Source organism: Mycobacterium sp. 3519A (genome assembly GCF_900240945.1).
Taxonomy (GTDB): Bacteria; Actinomycetota; Actinomycetes; order Mycobacteriales; family Mycobacteriaceae; genus Mycobacterium.
On record NZ_OESG01000013.1, the window covers coordinates 1,389,228 to 1,407,440 of the forward strand.

Annotated in this window: 14 protein-coding genes; 6 read left to right on the top strand and 8 right to left on the bottom strand. The window is 66.3% G+C overall.

Annotation, left to right across the window (positions count from 1 at the left end; translation table 11 throughout):
- The first annotated feature begins 80 nt into the window (after positions 1 to 80).
- Both C1A30_RS14630 and C1A30_RS14635 read left to right on the top strand, forming a co-directional pair.
- Positions 81 to 1,511 carry a cytosine permease gene (locus tag C1A30_RS14630; RefSeq protein WP_160112749.1) on the top strand — a complete coding sequence of 477 codons (1,431 nt, stop codon included), beginning with the start codon at positions 81 to 83 and terminating at the stop codon, positions 1,509 to 1,511.
- 70 nt (positions 1,512 to 1,581) lie between these two features.
- Entirely contained in the window at positions 1,582 to 2,385 is an 804-nt protein-coding gene (locus tag C1A30_RS14635) for a mycofactocin-coupled SDR family oxidoreductase (RefSeq protein WP_101948977.1), read from the top strand.
- Here C1A30_RS14635 and rnhA read toward each other — a convergent pair whose 3' ends face one another.
- Positions 2,386 to 2,853, bottom strand: coding sequence for a ribonuclease HI (rnhA, locus tag C1A30_RS14640; RefSeq protein ID WP_101948978.1), 468 nt, complete (start codon positions 2,851 to 2,853; stop codon positions 2,386 to 2,388).
- A gap of 81 nt (positions 2,854 to 2,934) precedes the next feature.
- On the opposite strand from rnhA, the gene C1A30_RS14645 reads away from it, so the two are divergent.
- Positions 2,935 to 3,741, top strand: coding sequence for a crotonase/enoyl-CoA hydratase family protein (locus C1A30_RS14645; protein WP_101948979.1), 807 nt, complete (start codon positions 2,935 to 2,937; stop codon positions 3,739 to 3,741).
- Here the strand turns inward: C1A30_RS14645 and C1A30_RS14650 are convergent.
- The 3 genes from C1A30_RS14650 to C1A30_RS14660 are packed head-to-tail and all read right to left on the bottom strand — an operon-like array spanning position 3,738 to position 7,428.
- Entirely contained in the window at positions 3,738 to 4,157 is a 420-nt protein-coding gene (locus C1A30_RS14650) for a hypothetical protein (protein WP_101948980.1), read from the bottom strand. The genes C1A30_RS14645 and C1A30_RS14650 overlap by 4 nt on opposite strands.
- On the bottom strand, positions 4,154 to 6,988 hold the full coding sequence (locus C1A30_RS14655) for an RND family transporter (protein WP_200828266.1): 2,835 nt from the start codon (positions 6,986 to 6,988) through the stop codon (positions 4,154 to 4,156). The genes C1A30_RS14650 and C1A30_RS14655 overlap by 4 nt, the downstream gene beginning before the upstream one ends.
- A complete protein-coding gene (locus C1A30_RS14660; protein WP_101948982.1) occupies positions 6,985 to 7,428 on the bottom strand; it encodes an MmpS family transport accessory protein in 444 nt (147 codons plus the stop codon). The genes C1A30_RS14655 and C1A30_RS14660 overlap by 4 nt, the downstream gene beginning before the upstream one ends.
- A gap of 276 nt (positions 7,429 to 7,704) precedes the next feature.
- Here C1A30_RS14660 and C1A30_RS14665 point away from each other — a divergent pair, with 276 nt between their 5' ends.
- A complete protein-coding gene (locus C1A30_RS14665; protein WP_101948983.1) occupies positions 7,705 to 9,381 on the top strand; it encodes a serine/threonine-protein kinase in 1,677 nt (558 codons plus the stop codon).
- A gap of 3 nt (positions 9,382 to 9,384) precedes the next feature.
- Here the strand turns inward: C1A30_RS14665 and C1A30_RS14670 are convergent, their stop codons facing one another.
- From C1A30_RS14670 to C1A30_RS14685, 4 genes are all read right to left on the bottom strand, one after another.
- Positions 9,385 to 11,229, bottom strand: coding sequence for a serine/threonine-protein kinase (locus C1A30_RS14670; protein WP_235009907.1), 1,845 nt, complete (start codon positions 11,227 to 11,229; stop codon positions 9,385 to 9,387).
- A 66-nt stretch (positions 11,230 to 11,295) separates the two neighbouring features.
- A complete protein-coding gene (locus tag C1A30_RS14675) occupies positions 11,296 to 13,224 on the bottom strand; it encodes a serine/threonine-protein kinase (protein WP_101948984.1) in 1,929 nt (642 codons plus the stop codon).
- Positions 13,225 to 13,276: 52 nt separating this feature from the next.
- Positions 13,277 to 13,960, bottom strand: coding sequence for a response regulator (locus C1A30_RS14680; RefSeq protein WP_101948985.1), 684 nt, complete (start codon positions 13,958 to 13,960; stop codon positions 13,277 to 13,279).
- Entirely contained in the window at positions 13,942 to 15,630 is a 1,689-nt protein-coding gene (locus C1A30_RS14685) for a sensor histidine kinase (RefSeq protein ID WP_200828267.1), read from the bottom strand. The genes C1A30_RS14680 and C1A30_RS14685 overlap by 19 nt, the downstream gene beginning before the upstream one ends.
- Positions 15,631 to 16,041: 411 nt before the next feature.
- On the opposite strand from C1A30_RS14685, the gene C1A30_RS14690 reads away from it, so the two are divergent.
- Both C1A30_RS14690 and C1A30_RS14695 read left to right on the top strand, forming a co-directional pair.
- Positions 16,042 to 17,061, top strand: coding sequence for an alpha/beta fold hydrolase (locus C1A30_RS14690; RefSeq protein ID WP_101948986.1), 1,020 nt, complete (start codon positions 16,042 to 16,044; stop codon positions 17,059 to 17,061).
- A gap of 134 nt (positions 17,062 to 17,195) precedes the next feature.
- On the top strand, positions 17,196 to 18,134 hold the full coding sequence (locus C1A30_RS14695; RefSeq protein ID WP_369974127.1) for an alpha/beta fold hydrolase: 939 nt from the start codon (positions 17,196 to 17,198) through the stop codon (positions 18,132 to 18,134).
- The last annotated feature ends 79 nt before the right edge of the window (positions 18,135 to 18,213 follow it).

Genomic DNA, 18,213 nt, shown 5'->3' on the forward strand with positions numbered 1-18,213 from the left:
CGGCCATGTGTGCATCCGGGCCCGCCGACCCTAGCGTGATGGCCCTCACAATTTTCCTGTTCGGGAAACGAGGAAACTGCATGAACGACCGAAGCACGCAGGCCAGCACCAGGATGGGGCAGTCGCCTCCGGTGAAATCCCCGGACAGCACGTTGGTGCCCGAGCGTCGCGGCATCGCGCACGTCCCGGTGAGCCAGCGGTACGGAAACCCCCGCAACCAGTTCACGGTGCGCTTCGCCCCGGTGATCTATCTGGCCGGCATCTACCTCGGCGCCAGCGGCGGCCCGCTGGGGCTGGGCTTCACGGGCAGCGTCAGCGCGATCGTCCTCGCCAACATCTTGGGCTCCATCGTCACCGGGCTGTGTGCGGTGATGGGCCCGCGGCTCGGAATGCCGCAGCTGCCGATGGGCCGGGCGCCCTTCGGATATTTCGGAAATTACCTGCCCGCGTTCCTCACGCTCCTGATGTGCATCGGCTACTACAGCGTCGGAACGGTTCTCGGCGCCAAGTCGCTTGCCGACCTGCTGCACACCCCGTACGCCGCCACAGTCGTGGTCGTCGCGGCGGTCAGCATCCTCATCGGGATCTTCGGCTACAAGATCCTGCACACGCTGGGCAAGGTCATCACCAACGTGAGCATCGTCGTGCTCACCGTCGTCTCGGTCGTGCTCATCTTCCGTGGCGGTGGCCCCGGCACCGCGGCCACAGTGTCCGGCACCGACTACTGGCTGGCATGGTCTGTCCTCTTCACGGCGGTTTTCGGGTACACCGCGAGCTGGGCTCCCTACGCTTCGGACTACTCCCGCTACCTGCCGGAGAACAGCAGCCCGAAGTCGATCTTCACCGCGGCCACCGCCGGTCTGTTCGCATCGACCACATGGATGATGTGCCTGGGCGCGGGACTCATCACGCTGCTCCCCGACGGTGATGTGCTCGACACGTTCGGTCTCGCGCTACCGGACTGGCTGCGTTACGTCGTCCTGCTCACGCTCGGGCTGTCGGCCATCCCGCACAACTCCGTCAATCTCTATAGCGGAGCGATGAATTCGTTGACGTGCGACGTGAAGTTGCCGCAGTGGGTCACCGTGACGGTCGCCGGTCTCATCGGACTCGTCATCGCCTTGGTGTTCGGCGGGGACCAGTTCCAGGCGAACTTCCTGCTCTTCCTGCACGTGCTGTCCTACTACATCACGCCATGGGTTGCGGTGCTGATCGTCGACTACTACGTCGTCCAGCGGTCAGGACGCAACACACCCGCCGTCGAGAACTACTACACCCCGACCGGCGTGTTCGGCCGTTACAACGCGGCAGGACTCGCGGCACTCCTCGTCGGCGTGATCGTGTCAATACCGTTCATGGCCAACGATTTCTACACGGGGCCAGTAGGACACGCGCTCGGCGGTGCGGATCTGAGTTACTTCGTCTCGGGCATCGTGGCGGCACTGCTCTATCTCGGCATCCGTCGCCGCACCGCACCGCACGGCATGCTGCCGCCGACCAGCGTCGCTTGACCCTGCTGAGCAGTCGGCGTCGGAACGCAATGGGCTGTGCGCTCTGCGCCCTGGATTAGGGTGATCATCCATGGGTGCGCTGGATGGTCGGGTCGCGTTCGTCACCGGAGGGGCCAGGGGGCAGGGCCGCGCACATGCGTTGGCGCTGGCCGCCGAGGGCGCCGACGTCGTCATCGCCGACGCGCCAGCCCCGATGACTGATCTGACGTATCCGCTCGGCACCGAGGACGATCTTCGTGACACCGCCAAGCAAGTGGAAGGGCTTGGCGGCGTTTGTCTTCCACTGGCGGCCGATGTGCGCGACCCCGCCGCGGTCGCCGCAGCCGTCGAGGAGACGGTGAACCGGTTCGGCAGTCTCGACATCGTGGTGGCCAACGCCGGGATCGTCAGCACCGGGCCGCTGGAAGAGGTCACCGACGTGATCTGGCGCCAGCTGGTGGACACCAACCTGACGGGCGCCTTCCACACGCTGCGCGCCGCGATCCCGGTGATGCGACGGCAGCGGTTCGGCCGCATCGTCGTCACGTCGTCGATGGGTGGCCGGATGGGCATTCCGGAACTGGCGGCCTACAACGCCACGAAGTGGGGCGTCATCGGGCTCGCCAAGTCGGTGGCCCTGGAGGTCGCCAAGGAGGGCATCACGGTCAACGTCATCTGCCCGACCACGGTGCACACCCCGATGGTGCAGCCAGTGGGCGGCGACGACGTTCCCGACGATCTGGTCCGCCGGATGATGAAGGGAAACCCGATCCCTGCGCCATGGATCGAACCCGAGGATGTCAGCCGCGGACTGATGTACCTCGTCACGGATCCCGGCGTGATCACCGGCAGCGTGCTGGAGATCGGCCTCGGCGGCAGCGCCAGAATCCACTGATCACTTGGTCGCCAACAGGGCGATCGCTTCCTGCATACCCCGTGACGCCAGCCTGTCGGCGAGTTCGTTGTCCGCGACCCCCGCGTGACCCTTGACCCAGAACCACTCGACGCGATGCAGCGCGCAGGCCGCTTGCAGCCGCTGCCACAGGTCGACGTTCTTCACCGGTTGTTTGGCGGCGGTCTGCCAGCCGCTGCGCTCCCAGCCGCGTACCCACTTGGTGATGCCGTTGCGGACATACGTGCTGTCCGTGTAGAGGTGCACCGACACCGGCCGGGTCAGCGCCTCCAGCGCCATGATCGGCGCGGTCAGTTCCATCCGGTTGTTGCTCGTCGTGTCGGACTCGCCGCCGAACATCTCGCGCACGTGGTGCCGGTGGCGCAGCACCGCGCCCCAGCCGCCGGGCCCTGGGTTGGGTCTGCAGCCGCCGTCGGTGTGAATGACCACGACGTCCTCGGGCTCGGTCATGCGCTGAGGATAGGCACGTCGTCGGACGACGGTGCTGCGACTCGCGGAGCACCGCCTGGGCGGAGCGGTAGATTGCCACGCGTGAGCGAAGACAGAGTGCGTGTGCAGATCGGGTCCGACGGCGTCGCGACGGTGACCATGGTGCGTTCGGACAAGCACAACGCGCTCGACCGGGCGATGTTCGAAGGGTTGGTGGCCGCCGCTGAGCAGGTGGCGGGCGATGCGTCCGTGCGCGCGGTCGTGCTGCACGGTGAGGGCAAGAGCTTCTGCTCCGGCCTGGACGTCGCGAGTTTCATGTCCGGTGAAGGGGGCACCGGCGTCCTGTTGAGCCGCGACGAGGGTCGGGTAGCCAACCTCGCGCAACGCGTGGCCTACGACTGGTCGCTGGTGCCGGCGCCGGTGATCGCCGCGATCCACGGCAACTGCTTCGGCGGCGGTCTGCAGATCGCGCTGGGCGCCGACATCCGGATCGCGGCGCCGGACGCCAAGCTGTCCGTCATGGAGGTCAAGTGGGGACTGGTGCCGGACATGGGCATCACGCAGACACTGCCGCGGCTGGTCCCGATCGACGTCGCCAAGGAGTTGACGTTCACCGGCCGCATCGTCTCCGGCAGCGAGGGTTCCGACCTCGGGCTGGTCACCAGGACCGCCGACGATCCGTTGGCCGCCGCACTGACACTGGCGCAGGAGATCTCGCAGAAGTCCCCGGACGCGGTCCGCGCGGCCAAGCGCCTGTACGACCAGACATGGGTCAGCGATGACGCCGCGGCGGCGCTGGCACTGGAAAGCCAGTTGCAGACCGCGCTGATCGGCAAGCCCAACCAGATCGCGGCCGTCGTCGCCGGAATGTCAGGGGAGCGGCCCACTTTCGTCGACCCGAGCTCCTAGCGCTTCAGGCGCCGTCTCAAGCTGGCGCTGCGCAGCATCCGGATCGCCAAGTTCGTCGACGTGAACATCGGGATCACGCCCAGAAACGTGCGTTCGGACGGGGTGGCGCCGTGCAGGTACTCCAGGCTGCCGAAGACGTAGAAGCAGCCGATGCTGAATATCGTCGCGGGAATGCACAGCGCCATCCACGATCCGCGATCCGAAACCGCCTGCCGCGCAACGACCAACTCCTGCTCGGTCAACGGTTCACCCTTGCGTACCTTGCGCAGCACCGCGGGCACGCCCCCGACCTGCTCACTGATCGGAAGCGTCGGTCGGCGGACCAGTCGCATCACGAACACGGACGCAATGGCCGCGAAAAACACCACAGCCGCCAGCGAGACCATCGTCAACACCGCCCACAAGCCGAGAGTCATTGCTGCACTCCGACTTTCGATGACTGTCGGAGCGGGCGAGACCGCACCAGCGTCGGCCACCAGAACCACGGCCCCAGGATCCGCAGGATGCACGGCACGATGAACGAACGCACGATCAGCGTGTCGAGGAGCAGGCCGATGCACACGGTGGTGCCGACCTGACCGATGGTCCGCAGATCGCTGGTCAGCATCGCCAGCATGGTGAAGGCGAACACCAGGCCCGCCGACGTCACCACGCCGCCAGTGCTTCCCAGCGCGCGGATGAGTCCGGTGTGGATGCCTGCACCCAATTCTTCTTTCACCCGCGCGATCAACAGCAGGTTGTAGTCCGAACCGACCGCCACCAGGATGATGAACGTGATCGGCAGCACCAGCCAGTGCAGGTGCAGTCCGACCAGGTGCTGCCACACCAGAATCGACAGACCGAAGGCGCCGGCGAACGAGAACGCCACCGTGCCGGGAATGACCAGCGCGGCGATCAGGCTTCGGGTGATGAACAGCATGATCAGGAAGATCAGGATGAACGCGGCGATCGCCACGATGAGCAGATCCGACGCGGCGTACTGCTTGATGTCTTTGTTGTTGGAGCCCGCGCCCCCGATGTAGATCCGCGCGCCCGCCAACGACGTCTCTTTCAGCGCGATCTGGATGGCTTGCGGAAAGGCGTCGACGTGTTCGATGCCCTCGGGGCCCATCGCGTTGCCCTCGTGGGTGACGATGAAGCGGGCCGCCTTGCCGTCCGGCGACATCAGCAGTTGCATACCGGTTTTGACGTCGTCGTTGTCGAACGCCTCTCGCGGCATGTAGAAGAAGTCGTCGCTGCGGGACTTGTCGAAATCGTTGCCGACGTTGATCAGGTCGTCGTAGGTCTGGTCGGTCTGCGTGGACTGCAGGTGCGCCGGCCCGTACGAGTTGACGATGACGGCTTGCAGCGCCTGCGTATCGTCTCGCATGATCTTCAGTTGCGTGGTCAACTGGGGCAGCAGCGCGTCGACGGCCTGAAGATCGGTGACGGTGTGGGCGATCTCGACGTCAAGGGCGTCGATGCCGTCGAGTCCGTCGAACAGCGACCGGAACGCCCAACATATCGGGATGTCGAAACAGTGTGGCTCCCAATAGAAATAGTTTTTCAGCGGCCGAATGAAGTCGTCGAGATTCGAGATGTCGTCGTTGATCATGTCGGTGACCTGTTGCAGGTTCTCCGCGGTCAGCACCGTGGCGTGCAGGTCGTCCGACAGTTTCTGGGTCAGGTCGATGGTTTGGCCGAGCACCTCGATGGTGTGCGCCTGGATCTGCGCCTGCTCGTCGGTGTCGGCGTTCTGCTCTTGGTTGAACGGCAGTTGTTGACCGCTTCCGCTGCCCTGCGTGGTGAACAGGTAGGGGATGGTGGCGCGGTCGAGTGGTCGGCCAAGGGGCCTGGTGATGCTCTGCACCATGGCGACACCCGGTACTCGGATGAGGGCCTTGGCCACCCGGTCGAGGGAGATGAAATCCGCCGAGTTGCGCATGTCGTGATCCGACTCGACCATCAGCATCTCGCTGAACAGCTTGCTCGGCGGGAAGTGCCGGTCCGACGCTTGAAAGCCTTGATTGGCAAGGCCGTTCGTCGGCTGATACTGACGGTCGTCGTAGTTCACCTGATACGACGGCACGAAGATGGCCCCGAGCAGGACGACGGTGCAACTGGCCACCAGTATCGGCACCGGCCAGCGCACCACGCTGGCCGCGATCCGGCGGTACAGGTGCCCCCTCGCCGCGCGTTTCGGGTCGAAGAGCCCGAAGATGCTCCCCACCGTCAGGATGGCGGGCCCCAACGTCAGCGCCGCCGAGATGGTCAGCAGCATCCCGATCGCGACCGCAGGGCCCATCGTGTGGAAGTAGTCGAGTCGCGCGAAACTCAGGCAGAAACCGGCGCCCGCGATGGTCAGACCCGACCCGATGATGATCGGGGAGACGCCCCGAAAGGCGGTGTAGTACGCCTCTTCTCGAGTCTCGCCGGCCTGCCGGGCTTCGTGGTAGCGGCCCAGCAGGAAGATGCCGTAATCGGTGCCTGCGCCCAGCGTCAGTGAGACGACCATGTTGATAGCGAACGACGAGAGCGGGATGACGCCGAAATGCCCCAACGTCGCGACCACGCCCTTGGCGATCAGCATCTCGAACAGCACGCTGGCCAGCGGCACCAGCAGCGTGCTCACCGAGCGGTAGACGAGCAGCAGCATGAATGTGATCAGAAAAATCGTGACGATCGTGATGTTGTTCAGGCTGGCGTTGGCGATCGACAGCGTGTCCGACGCCAACGGTGCCGCGCCGCTGACATAGACCTTCAGCCCCGGCGGCGGTGTGTCGTTCGCGATGATGTGCCGGACGGCGTCGACAGACCTGTTCGCCTCGATCTGCCCGATATCCCCGGCCAGGCGCAGCAGCACGTAGGTGGCCTTGCCGTCGACGCTCTGCGCGCCCGCAGCGGTTATCGGCTTGCCCCACAAGTCCATTACGTACTGCACATGCTGCGTGTCGTTCTTCAACCGCCGCATCAGGTCGTCGTAGTACTGGTGGTCCTTCTCGTCCAACGGCCTGTCGGCTTCCAACACGACCATGGTCAGGCTGGTCGAGGTGGACTCCTGGAACTTCTCGCCGATGTGCAGCATCGCCACCTGTGACGGCGCGTAGGTCGGAATCATCGGGCCCGCGAGTTCGGCGGCCACGTCTTCCACCTTCGGGATGAAGGTGTTCGTCGAGACGGCGACCAGGCCCCAGAAGACGATGATGGGAATGGCGAGAAGTCGAACCGTGCGTGCGAAGACAGGTCGACCGGCGCGGTGTTCGCTCACGCCGATTTCACTCGGCAGGTGACGTCGGCGTCCTGACGCGTCGCCGACTGTTCGTCGCGGACAACACCATTCACCAGCATCCGGCAGTGCACCTCACCTCCGTGCACCTGCGCCGAAATGCTGCCGGAGACGACGGTGAGCGTGGTGGTTTCGGTATGCGACCACGGCAGCGACGCGAGGTCGACCTTGTGCGGATGTCCGTCGATGTCGACGTAGGAGAGCATCCCTGTGTCGCCGAGGTCGCCGTCCAGTTCGTAGGTCAGTTGTTTGGGCACGAACTCTTCTGGCGCCTGCGGGCCGTTGACCGCCAGCACAGGCCCAGGGGCAGACGCCTGATGCACCTTCCACATGCACAGCGCACCCACCAAGACGGCGACGACGGCCACCGACGGTAGCCAGACTCGCGCCAGCACGGTTCTCCCGACGGAACGAGGGCTCACTGAATCACCTTTCGAAATCCGCTACCCAGGCTGCGTTTCTCGCTCGATCTCCGGCATTCGCGCGCGGCGGCGAGTGTGGCTGTATATCAACAAGATTGATATAGCGCCGTAGAAACGCTACCAGGAACCAGTCAGAAAACGAACCGCGCTCACAGCGTCAACGCCATCCGGCCGGCCTGTCAGCAGCGGCGAGGGGCCAAGCTGTCAGTCTGCTGGGAATTTCGGTGCACCACGGATCTGCTGCCAGTTAAGGCCACTGCCTTTTATGGTTAGCCGGTGGATGGGACCCCGTTCGGCCGGTATCGGTTGGTGGAGATGCTGGGCCGCGGCGGTATGGGCGAGGTCTGGAAGGCCTACGACACCGCCATGAACCGGGTGGTTGCCCTGAAAGTGCTGCCGTCCAACCTCGCCGACGATGCGCAGTACCAGGCCAGGTTCCGCCGCGAAGCACAGGCCGCGGCCAGCCTGGACGAACCGCATATCGTGCCGATCCACGACTTCGGTGAGATCGACGGCCGGCTCTACGTCACGATGCGGCTCATCGACGGCAAGACCATCAACGAACTGGTCGTCAACGGTCCGCTGCCGCCGCCGCGAGCCGTCTCGATCGTCGAGCAGATCGCCGCGGCCCTCGGCGCAGCGCACCGAATCGGGTTGGTGCACCGTGATGTCAAACCGTCGAACATTCTGGTGACCGAGGACGATTTCGCCTATCTCATCGACTTCGGTATCGCCCGCGCCGCCGACGCGACCAAGCTGACGAGCACGGGCGCCACGATCGGCACGTTGGCTTATATGGCGCCGGAACGGTTTACCACCGACCGCGACGATGCCCGCGCCGACATCTATGCGCTGACGTGTGTCTTGCATGAATGTCTGACCGGGTCCCAACCGTTCCCCGGCGACAGCCTCGAGCGTCAGATCACCAACCACCTCACGATGCCGCCGCCGCGGCCCTCGACCATGCAACCCGGGATCCCGCCGCAGATGGACCAGGTCATCGCGATCGGGATGGCCAAGGACCCCGACCAGCGCTACGCGACGACGAAAGACCTGGCGGTTGCCGCCCGGGCCGCGCTGGCCGGATCCGTATCGCCGAGTCCGCCCGCGGCCGTCGTCGCACCGCAGGCGCCGGGCTGGCCTGCGTCGGTCCCGTATCCCGACACCGGGCCGCGCACACACGCTGCCAGTGTCGCGCCCACCCAGTACGGCGCACCCGGACCGCCTCCGACGTGGTCACCACCCGGCAGCCCGCAGCAGCCCCAGTCGTCGTCCGCATGGTGGCAGAATCCGGCGGTCTGGATTCTCGGCGGCCTCACCGTCGCGGCCGTCGTCGTCATCGCGGTCGTCGCCGTCATCCTCTGGCCGGACGGGAGTTCGTCCGATCGGCCGACAACGCGGGCCCAGCCGACCCAACAGGGGCTGCCGTCGGCCCCGAGCACGAAACCTTCGCCGCCGAGCACGAACTCGACCGCACCGACGTCCGCGCCGGCCTCGACTCAGTCCGCACCGAGCGGACCGTCACAGCTGCAGACCGCGGACGGGTTGAAGGGACTGCTCGACACCATGCGCAGCCACTTCGGTGACACCATGGGATTCCAGTTGGTGATCTATCCGGAATATGCTGTGCTCGAGCGTGTTTCGCCGACCAACAGCCACGTCGAACAGGACTTCATGTACCGGGGCGGCCAGTGGAGCAGTTGGGGAACGGACACCACGACATCGTCGTTCGATGTACTCGCCGACCTCAGCGCATTCAACGCGGATGCGGTTGCGGGACTGTTGGCAGGCGCGCCGCAGACTCTCGGTGCCCCTGACGGCAGCCAGACCTACCTGATCGTCTCGGGCGCCGAAGGCGGGGTCCTCGAACTGGCGATCCACTCGGCATCTCCCGGCACCGGCTACATGCAGGTCAACCCCGACGGAACCATCAAGAAGGTGTTCCCGCCGTAACCTTCAATCGCCTGTGCGCGTGAAGGTTTCGCTGATGTCGAGGTTGACGGCGCACGATCCCGTCTGCACCCACGTGCCCTGCCCGCGCAATTCCGCGATCGGATTCTGCGGTGGCTGCGGCAGCGGGAACACCGCATTGGCGCTCAGGTGCGACATGTCGCCGTTCGGGCACGGGCCGTCCGTCTCGTCCTTCCAGGTCCAATTCCCGCCCTCGAAGATCAGCGGCAGATCTCCTGCGGCGACGGAGAAGTAGCTCATGCACCGGTCGCCTGCGCGTAGACAGTAGGTGGTGACCGAAGAGTCGCCGAGCTGTTGGGTACCCATGCCCGAGTACGTGCGCGCGATGCGGTACCGGCCGCGCAACGCTTCGGCGGGCGATACCACGCGGGGCGGCAGCTTGTCGGGATCCGGAAGGCCCTTGAAGTCGGCGTCGACGTCGACATCGCCTGTGCGGGTGAAGGTTACGGCTCGCTTCTCTTGGCACTGGTTCGGGGTGAGCCGGATGAACTCACCGGCGAGTGAGCCGTCGGGTTGCGGCTGCAGGGTGAACACCTGCCACGTGTCGACGGTGGTGTTCTTGCATGGGCTGGGCGCCAGGGCAACCGCCAGCCAGCTTGGCCCGACCTGATCGAACACCATCGTCGGTGCGAATGCGACGTCACCTTTGAACTTTGAGGCGGTTGCGACGCAGCCTGCCGGGCGGCACACCGAGCGCAACCCGTAGGTGCCGGTCGACGGCGCCGCGTTCGGATCACCGACCCCGTCCAACCGCGTCGCGCGGCCGAAATCGACGCGGTAGATGCCGGTGAAGGGGCCGGTGTTCGGTGTGCGGGTTGGCGTGTTCGGTGCGGCGGTGGGTGTCGCAGCCGTCGACTTGTCGTTGCCGGACATGTTCACGGCCGCGATGATGCCGCCTGCGACCAGTACCGCGACGGCGACAAGGGCGCCGATAAGCACCCCTCGGCGCCGGCCCGGTTTCCCGGTGGACGGCGGTGCCGTCGGCGCAGGCTGCGTAGGCTGGCCGGCACCGAACGGGTCTGTGTGCAGCGCTTGTTGAGCCGCGGCGGCCATGTCGATGGTGGTGGTATAACGGTCGGCGGGTTGCTTGGCCAACCCGATCTCGACGACACGGTCCAGAGCCGTCGGCACGGTGCTGTGGTCTTCCGACGGCCGCGGCGGTGGCGCGACCATGTGTCCGACAGCGACTTGTTCCAGGGTGTCGCCCGGGTAGGGCGGATGTCCGGTCAGACATTGATAGAGCACGCACGCCAAGGCGTAGACGTCCGAGGCCGGTTCGCTCTCGCCACTGCGGAAACGTTCAGGCGCCATGTAGGCCCAGGTGCCGATGGTGGTGTTCGCCGACGTCAGAGCGGTGTCCGAAGCGCTTCGTGCGATGCCGAAGTCGATGAGGTAGGCGAAATCGTTGTCGGCCAGCAGGATGTTCGACGGTTTGACGTCGCGGTGCACCAGCCCGGTTTGGTGGGCGCAGTTCAAGGCCGAGGCGATCTGTTCGACGATGTGCACCGCCCGCGCGGGGTCCAACGGTCCCGCGTCGAGCAGCGTCTGCAGATCGGTGCCGTTGATCAGACGCATGGTCACGTAGAGGCGGCCGTCGATCTCACCGACGTCGTAGATCGGCACGATGTGCGGGTCGTCCAGGCGTCCCGCGGCGCGGGCTTCGCGCAGGAAGCGCTTCTCGAAGTCGGGATCCTTCGCATAGTGGCCGAGCAGCATCTTTATCGCGACGATGCGGCCGATCTCAGTGTCGTTGGCGCGCCAGACTTCGCCCATCCCGCCGCGGCCCAGCAACTCCAGCAGCTGGTAGCGGCCAAAAGGCGTGCCCTCCACCGGCTCACGATAAGGTCAACTGCCCGGTGTGTGGGCGTGAATGCCCGTTTCGTGTGCGCCCAGGTGCTAATCGCCGGTGCGCGTGAATGTTTCGTCGAACACGATGGTGACCGGGCAGGGCTGCGACTGCTCCTGGTTGCCGTGGCCGGTGAGAAGCGTGATCGGGTTCTGCGGCGGTTGGGGCAGGGGATACTGCCCGGTCTTCTTCACCCGCATCGAGCCTCGGCCCGGACAGGTCGATTCGAAGTCAGTGGCCAACGACCACGCGCCGTCGGCGAACACCAGAGGTTCGACGGCTCCCGAGGATTCGTAGAAGAAGCTCATGCACCGGTCGCCTGCGCGCAGGCAGTCGGTGTTGACGACGAAGTCCGTCTCCTGCTTCTGCCCGTTGGTGAAGGTGCGCGCCTGGTGGTAGCGGCCGAAGAGGGCCTCGGCGGGTGACACCACCCGGGGAGGCAGGTTGGCCGGGTCGGGCAGACTCTCGACGTCGACATCGCCTGTGCGGGTGAACGTGACGGTGTGCTTCGCCGAGCAGGAGTTGCCCGCGGTTGCGGTGAATTCGCCGGTGAGGGTGCCGTCGGGCTGCGGTTGCAGCTTGAACACCTGCCAACTTTCGGCCCGCGGGTTCTCCCGGCACTCCTGTGAGGCCAGCGACACTGACAGCCAGATCCCGTTCACCTCGTCGAATTCCACCGTCGGCGCGAACGACGGATCGCCGCTGCGCCGCGACCCGGTGGCCACGCAACCCGTCGGCCGGCACACCGACCGGAACCCATAGGTCGCCTTCGACGACGTGCCGCCCGGGTCTGCGACGCCGCCGAGCGTGCTGATCGGTCCGAAGTCGGCGCGGTAGGTGCCGGTGAACGGGCCGGTATTGGGCGCTGCGGCTACGGATGTCGGGGTGTTCGAAGGGGCGGCGGCAGCGGGCTGGTCGTCGTCGGAGAGGTTCGCCGCCGCGATGACGCCGCCAACGACGAGCAATGTCACGGCAGCCACCGCCCCGATCACGATGCCGCGGCGACGAGCGGGTTGTCGCACCGGCGGTTCGGCGGTATCGGGCTGCGGGGCAGACGGCCACGGTACCGCTGGCCCCGCATAGGCCGGATCGACTTGGGGGACAGCTTGATTGGGTAGCCACGGCTGAGTCTGGGCGGCGTCCGACCATACGGCGGGCGCAGTGTCATCGACAGCACGGCGGGCGGCGGCGGCCATGTCGACGGCGGTGGGGTAGCGGTAGCGGTGGGCGGGTTGTTTGGCCAGCCCCGTGGCGATCACTTGATCCAACGCCGCCGGCACGGTCGCGTTGTCTTCCGAAGCGCGCGGCGGTGGGGTGACCATGTGTCCGACGGCGACTTGTTCGAGGGTGTCGCCCGGGTAGGGCGGGTGACCGGTCAGGCACTCGTAGAGCACGCACGCCAGCGCGTAAACGTCGGAGCTGGGTTGGATTTCGCCGCTGCGGAAACGTTCCGGGGCCATGTAGGCCCAGGTGCCGATCGTGGTGTTGGCCGAGGTGAGCGCGGTGTCGCCGGTGCTGCGGGCGATGCCGAAGTCGATCAGGTAGGCGAAGTCGTTCGCGGCCAACAGGATGTTGGAGGGTTTCACGTCGCGGTGCACCAGCCCGGCCCGGTGCGCGCTGTTCAGCGCCGACGCGATCTGATCGACGATGTGGACAGCGCGGGCGGGTTCGAGCGGCCCGGCGGTGAGAACCGTTTGCAGATCGGTGCCGTTGATCAGCCGCATGGCGACGTAGAGGCGGCCGTCGACCTCCCCGACGTCGTAGATCGGCACGACATGTGGGTCGTCGAGGCGGGCTGCGGCGCGGGCCTCGCGACGGAATCGCTTGTCGAAGTCGGGATCCTGGGCGTAGTGGGGAAGCAGCATCTTGATCGCCACCACTCGGTCGATGGTGGTGTCGTGAGCGCGCCATACCTCACCCATCCCGCCGCGGCCAAGCAATTCGATCAGGCGGTAGCGGCCAAAAGGCGTGCCCTCCACCGGCTCACGATAAGACCCGCTGGCTGAACGTGGGCCAGAACCGCAGGACAGTTCAGCGAGCGGGCCGACCCGGTGGTTTGTCCACGGCCACGAACTCTTGTTCGGGACGGCCCGTCGTGCCGTAGCGGAGTTGGATCCTGACCTCGCCGGCGTTGGCCAAGGTGGACAGATACCGCTGCGCAGTGGCTCGTGACACGCCGATCTCCGCGGAAAGCTCCGCCGAGGACATCGGCTGACCCGACGCGCGAAGGGCCTGCAGCACCAACTGCTTCGTGGGCGACGCCACCGCGGTCGGGGACGGTGCGGGCGCGATGCGCGGACGCAGCGCGTCCATGGCCGAGTCCACTTCCTTGCCGCCGAGGTTGGTGCCTGCCAGTATCTTGCGGTAGCGCGCATAGCCCGAGAGGCGGGCCACCAGATCTGCGGGAGCGAATGGTTTGACGAGGTAGCTCAACGCTCCCGCGGCAATCGCGGCGCGGATGGTGGGGGCGTCCGTCGCAGCGCTCAAAACCATGCTGTCGCAGCGCAACTCACGGACGAAGTCGATACCGGAACCGTCGGGAAGATAGACATCGACCAAGGCGAGGTCGACGGGGTCGGCCTTACGGGCAGCCGCGAGCGTCGTCGCGGTGGTGGTCACAGTGAAACCCGGCAGCGCGTTGACGATGCCTGCGTGCATGTTGGCGACGCGGAAGTCGTCGTCCACCACGAGCACGGTCAATTCTGTGCCACCCATTGGGCTTCCTCCTCCACCATCACGCCCGGCAACCGGGCGATGAACTCTGCGCCGCACAACTCCGCGTCAGGATTGCCGGGACTCGACAACCGGATGTCGCCGTTGAGCGCGCGGGTGATCTGTCGGGACAGCGCCATTCCGATACCGCGACCGCCCGGTATCCCGGAGTCCGGCTTGGTCGACTTGCCTTCGGAGAACACATGCTCGACGAAGTCGGGCGGCACCCCGTCCCCGGTGTCGGCGACCGTGATGTGCAGTGTCGAACCATCCTGCAGCAGTTCGACTTCCACCATCTTCACGTCGTTGGCGCCGGTGCGTGCGGCGTAGATGGCGTTGTCCAGCAGATTGCCGAGCACGGTGGTGACGTCGACCGGCAGCGCGAGTCGCCCGGGCACCCAGGTGTTCTCGCCGATGGTCAGCGTCACTCCGGCTTCGCGTGCGGCGGCGGCCTTGGCCGCCAGGAAGGCCTGCAGGAACGCATCGCGGATGGCGTCGATGCCCGGTAACGCCGAACCCAGCGGGCCCGACCCCAACAACTCCTCGACGTACTGCGCGGCCTCGTCGACGTGGCCGCTGTGTAGCAGGCCGTTGAGCAGGTGCAGTCGGTTGGCGAATTCGTGACGCTGAGCGCGCAGGACCGTGCTCATCAGTTGGACCGCGTCGAGTTGGCGGGTCAACGATTCGACGTCGGTGCGGTCGCGGATCACCAAGACGGTGCCAAGATCCCGCCCCTCGTGCGCCACCTGCCGCGCCGACACGACCACGATCCGATCCCCGACGGTGGCCAGCGTCGGCGTCGGATCCGCCGACTTGAACACCTCGAGGACACGTTGCGTCAGCCCGATGTCCTCCACGGAGGCGCCCGGTTCGTTGCTGACCTCGAGCAGCCGGCACGCCTTGTCGTTGACAAACGTTGTCTTCCAGTCGGTGTCGACGGCGAGCACGCCCTCGTCGATTCCGTGCAGCACCGCCGCCTGGCCGCGGATCAATTCGGCCATCTCGGAGGGCTGCAGCCCCATCGTCAAACCCCGCCACCGCCGGGCCAGGAACACCGAACCGACGACGCCGATGAGAAGTGCCACGCCGACCAGGACGGCCGCCGTGCGCACGTCGGTCCACAGTTGACGGTGGACGGCCGCGGTGGAGATTCCGATGCTGACCTCGCCGACCACCCGATCCGAATTCGGCGCAAGAATCGGCACTTTCGCACGGACCGACGACCCGAGCGTGCCGGATTGCCTCGTCACCACCTCGTGGCCGGCCAGCGCCTCGGAGGGATCGGTGCTGACATGTTTACCGAGCTCGTCGCGGTTCGGGTGCGAAAGTCGAAGACCCTGGTTGTTGGTGATCACCACGAACAGCACACCGGTGCGCCGCTGAATCTCGGTGGCCAACTGCTGAAGCTGCCCGTCGGCCAACTGGGCGGTGAGCGCGGGGCCAGGTGTCAGCGGCGTCGCGTCGTAGCGCGCAACGTCGGCGCGCACGGCGGGGGCAAACGCGATCGCGCGTGCCATGTCCAACGACCGGTCTTCGTATTGGGCGGCGAGGCGCTCGTGACTCATGAAGGCAAGCAGCCCACCCGCGATGCCCAACGTGAGCGTCACGACTGCGACCTGAAGCAGCAGTACCTGGGTAGCGAGGCGCACGTCCACACGCAGCCTTCTCGCCATGGGCCGAGCGTACGCGTTCGCCTGAGCAGAATGAGCAAAACCGGTCATGTCGGGTTGATTTCGTCGACGCCGATGTCGCGCAGCGCATCGGCGGATGGCGCGGTGTGAGTAGTCATCGCCGACGACCATATGGAGTCGCTGACGCACCGGCGCGGTTGTGCGCACAACCCGCGCAGTGATCATTGTGGCGGTTTTGCGCATTGTGCTCAGGGCTGCGTGGTGTTGGCCAATAGTGCTGCGCGGCAACAACTTCAACTCGTGGAACGCGCTGAGCAGAATGCGCAGAAGGTCAAGATCGCCGCTTGCGCGGGTTGTGCGCACAAGCGAGTGCCCACCCGGATGTCGACCGTAGCTTCTTGGCATCAGCGAGCCGGGACCGTCCCGGCATCGGCATCTACCGAGGAGTCCGCCATGTCGGTTGCGCCCGATTCGGATCTGACACCCGCCGCATTTCACCCGACGTCCTCCGTCGGCGACGGCCCCGTCGAGCGCACCGTGACGACACAAGACGGCGTGCGAATCGCGGTGACCGACCACACCGCCGAGCGCGCCGACGCGCCCACAGTCGTTCTGCTGCATGGCCTTCTGCTCTCGCAAGCCAGCTGGCAGATGCAGGTGTGCCAGCTGCGGCGCCGGTACGGCCGAGCTATCCGGGTGATCACCTACGATCACCGCGGCCACGGTCGGTCGACGGGCGCGCCGATGCCGACCTACGAAATCAGCCAACTGGCAGCCGATCTCGCGGACGTCCTGGCCGCCATGCGGATCACGGGTCCGCTCACGCTGGCAGGCCATTCGATGGGCGGCATGACGGCGCTGGCGTACTTTTCCCGCCCGGCGGCCGAGCGCCCAGTTCAACCGCAGGGCCTGGTTCTGGTCGGCACCGCGGCGGGCAGCCTCGCCGCGCGGGGCATCGGTCGCCTGATCGCAACACCAGCGACAGAAGCACTGTTCGGGCTGGTACACCGGATGCCGCAACGCGCGGCGGACAAGGCCGTCCAAAGACTCATCCAGCCACTCGGTGACGTGCTGAGCAGATTCGCCGGGGATGGCACCGCGGTGGCGGCGGTCGCGGCGACAGCCATCCGCACCACATCGTTGACCACGGCGGCAGGGTTCCTGCCGAGCCTGAAGCGCTACGACGCATACCGGGCGCTCGAGTCCATCACCGCCAAGACGTTCATCATCAGCGGCGGCACCGATGTGCTGACACCGGCCTCGCATTCGCGCGACCTGGCCGCCGCCATCCCTGGCGCCGTGCACTACCACCACCCGACTGCCGGTCACATGTTGCTCCAGGAAGCCGCCGAGTGCGTGAGCAATGCGATCGGCCGGGCCATGGGCATGCGTCGGGGATCCCGTCGTCCGGTGAGCGCGCGCAGGTCCAGAAACCGTTCCTCCGCAGCGCAACTCGCGCTCGTCGTGTCCTGAACAGTATGCGCAGAACGCGGCGATCGTCGCTTGTAGTGACTAGTGAGCACAAGCGAGAAGCGTTGCGACACAAGCCATAACGTATGAGGTAGTAACCGTCAACGTCAGTTCACCGGAGCCACCTCATGAACGCCATGAAGAGTCTGTTTGTCGGCGCGGCTGCCTGCGCGGCCCTCGCCGCCCCCGCCGTCGTCTCCCGGCCAGGCCGTGACTCGGTTCCAGACACCACGGCCGCCGACTCGAACCTCAAAACCATCACGTTGCACGGTGATCGCGTCGCGTATCGCGACGAGGGCGCCGGCGAGGTCCTGTTACTGGTGCACGGCATGGGCGGAAGTTCAGCGACGTGGAGCGGCGTAATACCGGTGCTGGCCACCAAGTACCGCGTCATCGCCCCCGATCTGCTCGGCAACGGCGACTCCGACAAGCCGCGCGGCGACCATTCGGTGGGCGCCTTCGCTGTCCTGCTTCGCGACTTGCTGGACGCGCTCGGCGTCTCGCGCGTCACGGTCGTCGGGCACTCTCTCGGTGGCGGCATCGCCATGCAGTTCGCCCATCAGCACAGCCAGTACTGCAAGCGCATCGCGCTGATCAGCAGCGGCGGGTTCGGCGGCGACGTCGGCCGCGTGCTGCGGCTGCTGTCCCTGCCCGGTTCTGAACTCCTGCTGCCGGTGATCGCGTCGCGGCCTGCCATCGTCGCGGGCAACGCGGTGCGGGCGCTGATGGGCTCCGCCGACCGCTTCAAGGCCCGCCCGTCGCTGTCGAACCGCGACCACCGGCAGGCCTTCCTGCGCACACTGCGCTCGGTCGTCGACTTCCGCGGACAGGCGGTCACCGCGGTGAACCGGCTGACCTTCAAAGAAGTCGTGCCCGCACTGATCATCAGCGGTGACCAGGACCGCGTCATCCCGGTGGACCACGCCCTGGCCGCCCACCGGACCCTGCCGAACAGCCGGCTGCACATCATGGCAGGCGTCGGGCACCATCCGCCTACGGAACGGGCCGAGGCGGTCGCGCGTCTGATCGACGATTTCGTGGCCACCACCACCGACCACGCCCCTCGGGCCGCCTAGTACGAATCCCTGGTCGCGTTTCCGCCCTTGCAGGTCAGCCCCTGTGCTCTACTGATTCGAGGGAGTAGAGGGGGCTCAA

What these genes read in the sequence shown, in the direction of transcription:
- C1A30_RS14695 (WP_369974127.1), top strand. Translation starts at nt 17,196, where the DNA reads ATGAAGAGTCTGTTTGTCGGCGCGGCTGCCTGCGCGGCCCTCGCCGCC.
- C1A30_RS14685 (WP_200828267.1), bottom strand. Translation starts at nt 15,630, where the DNA reads ATGGCGAGAAGGCTGCGTGTGGACGTGCGCCTCGCTACCCAGGTACTG.
- C1A30_RS14690 (WP_101948986.1), top strand. Translation starts at nt 16,042, where the DNA reads ATGTCGGTTGCGCCCGATTCGGATCTGACACCCGCCGCATTTCACCCG.
- rnhA (WP_101948978.1), bottom strand. Translation starts at nt 2,853, where the DNA reads ATGACCGAGCCCGAGGACGTCGTGGTCATTCACACCGACGGCGGCTGC.
- C1A30_RS14650 (WP_101948980.1), bottom strand. Translation starts at nt 4,157, where the DNA reads ATGACTCTCGGCTTGTGGGCGGTGTTGACGATGGTCTCGCTGGCGGCT.
- C1A30_RS14630 (WP_160112749.1), top strand. Translation starts at nt 81, where the DNA reads ATGAACGACCGAAGCACGCAGGCCAGCACCAGGATGGGGCAGTCGCCT.
- C1A30_RS14635 (WP_101948977.1), top strand. Translation starts at nt 1,582, where the DNA reads ATGGGTGCGCTGGATGGTCGGGTCGCGTTCGTCACCGGAGGGGCCAGG.
- C1A30_RS14680 (WP_101948985.1), bottom strand. Translation starts at nt 13,960, where the DNA reads ATGGGTGGCACAGAATTGACCGTGCTCGTGGTGGACGACGACTTCCGC.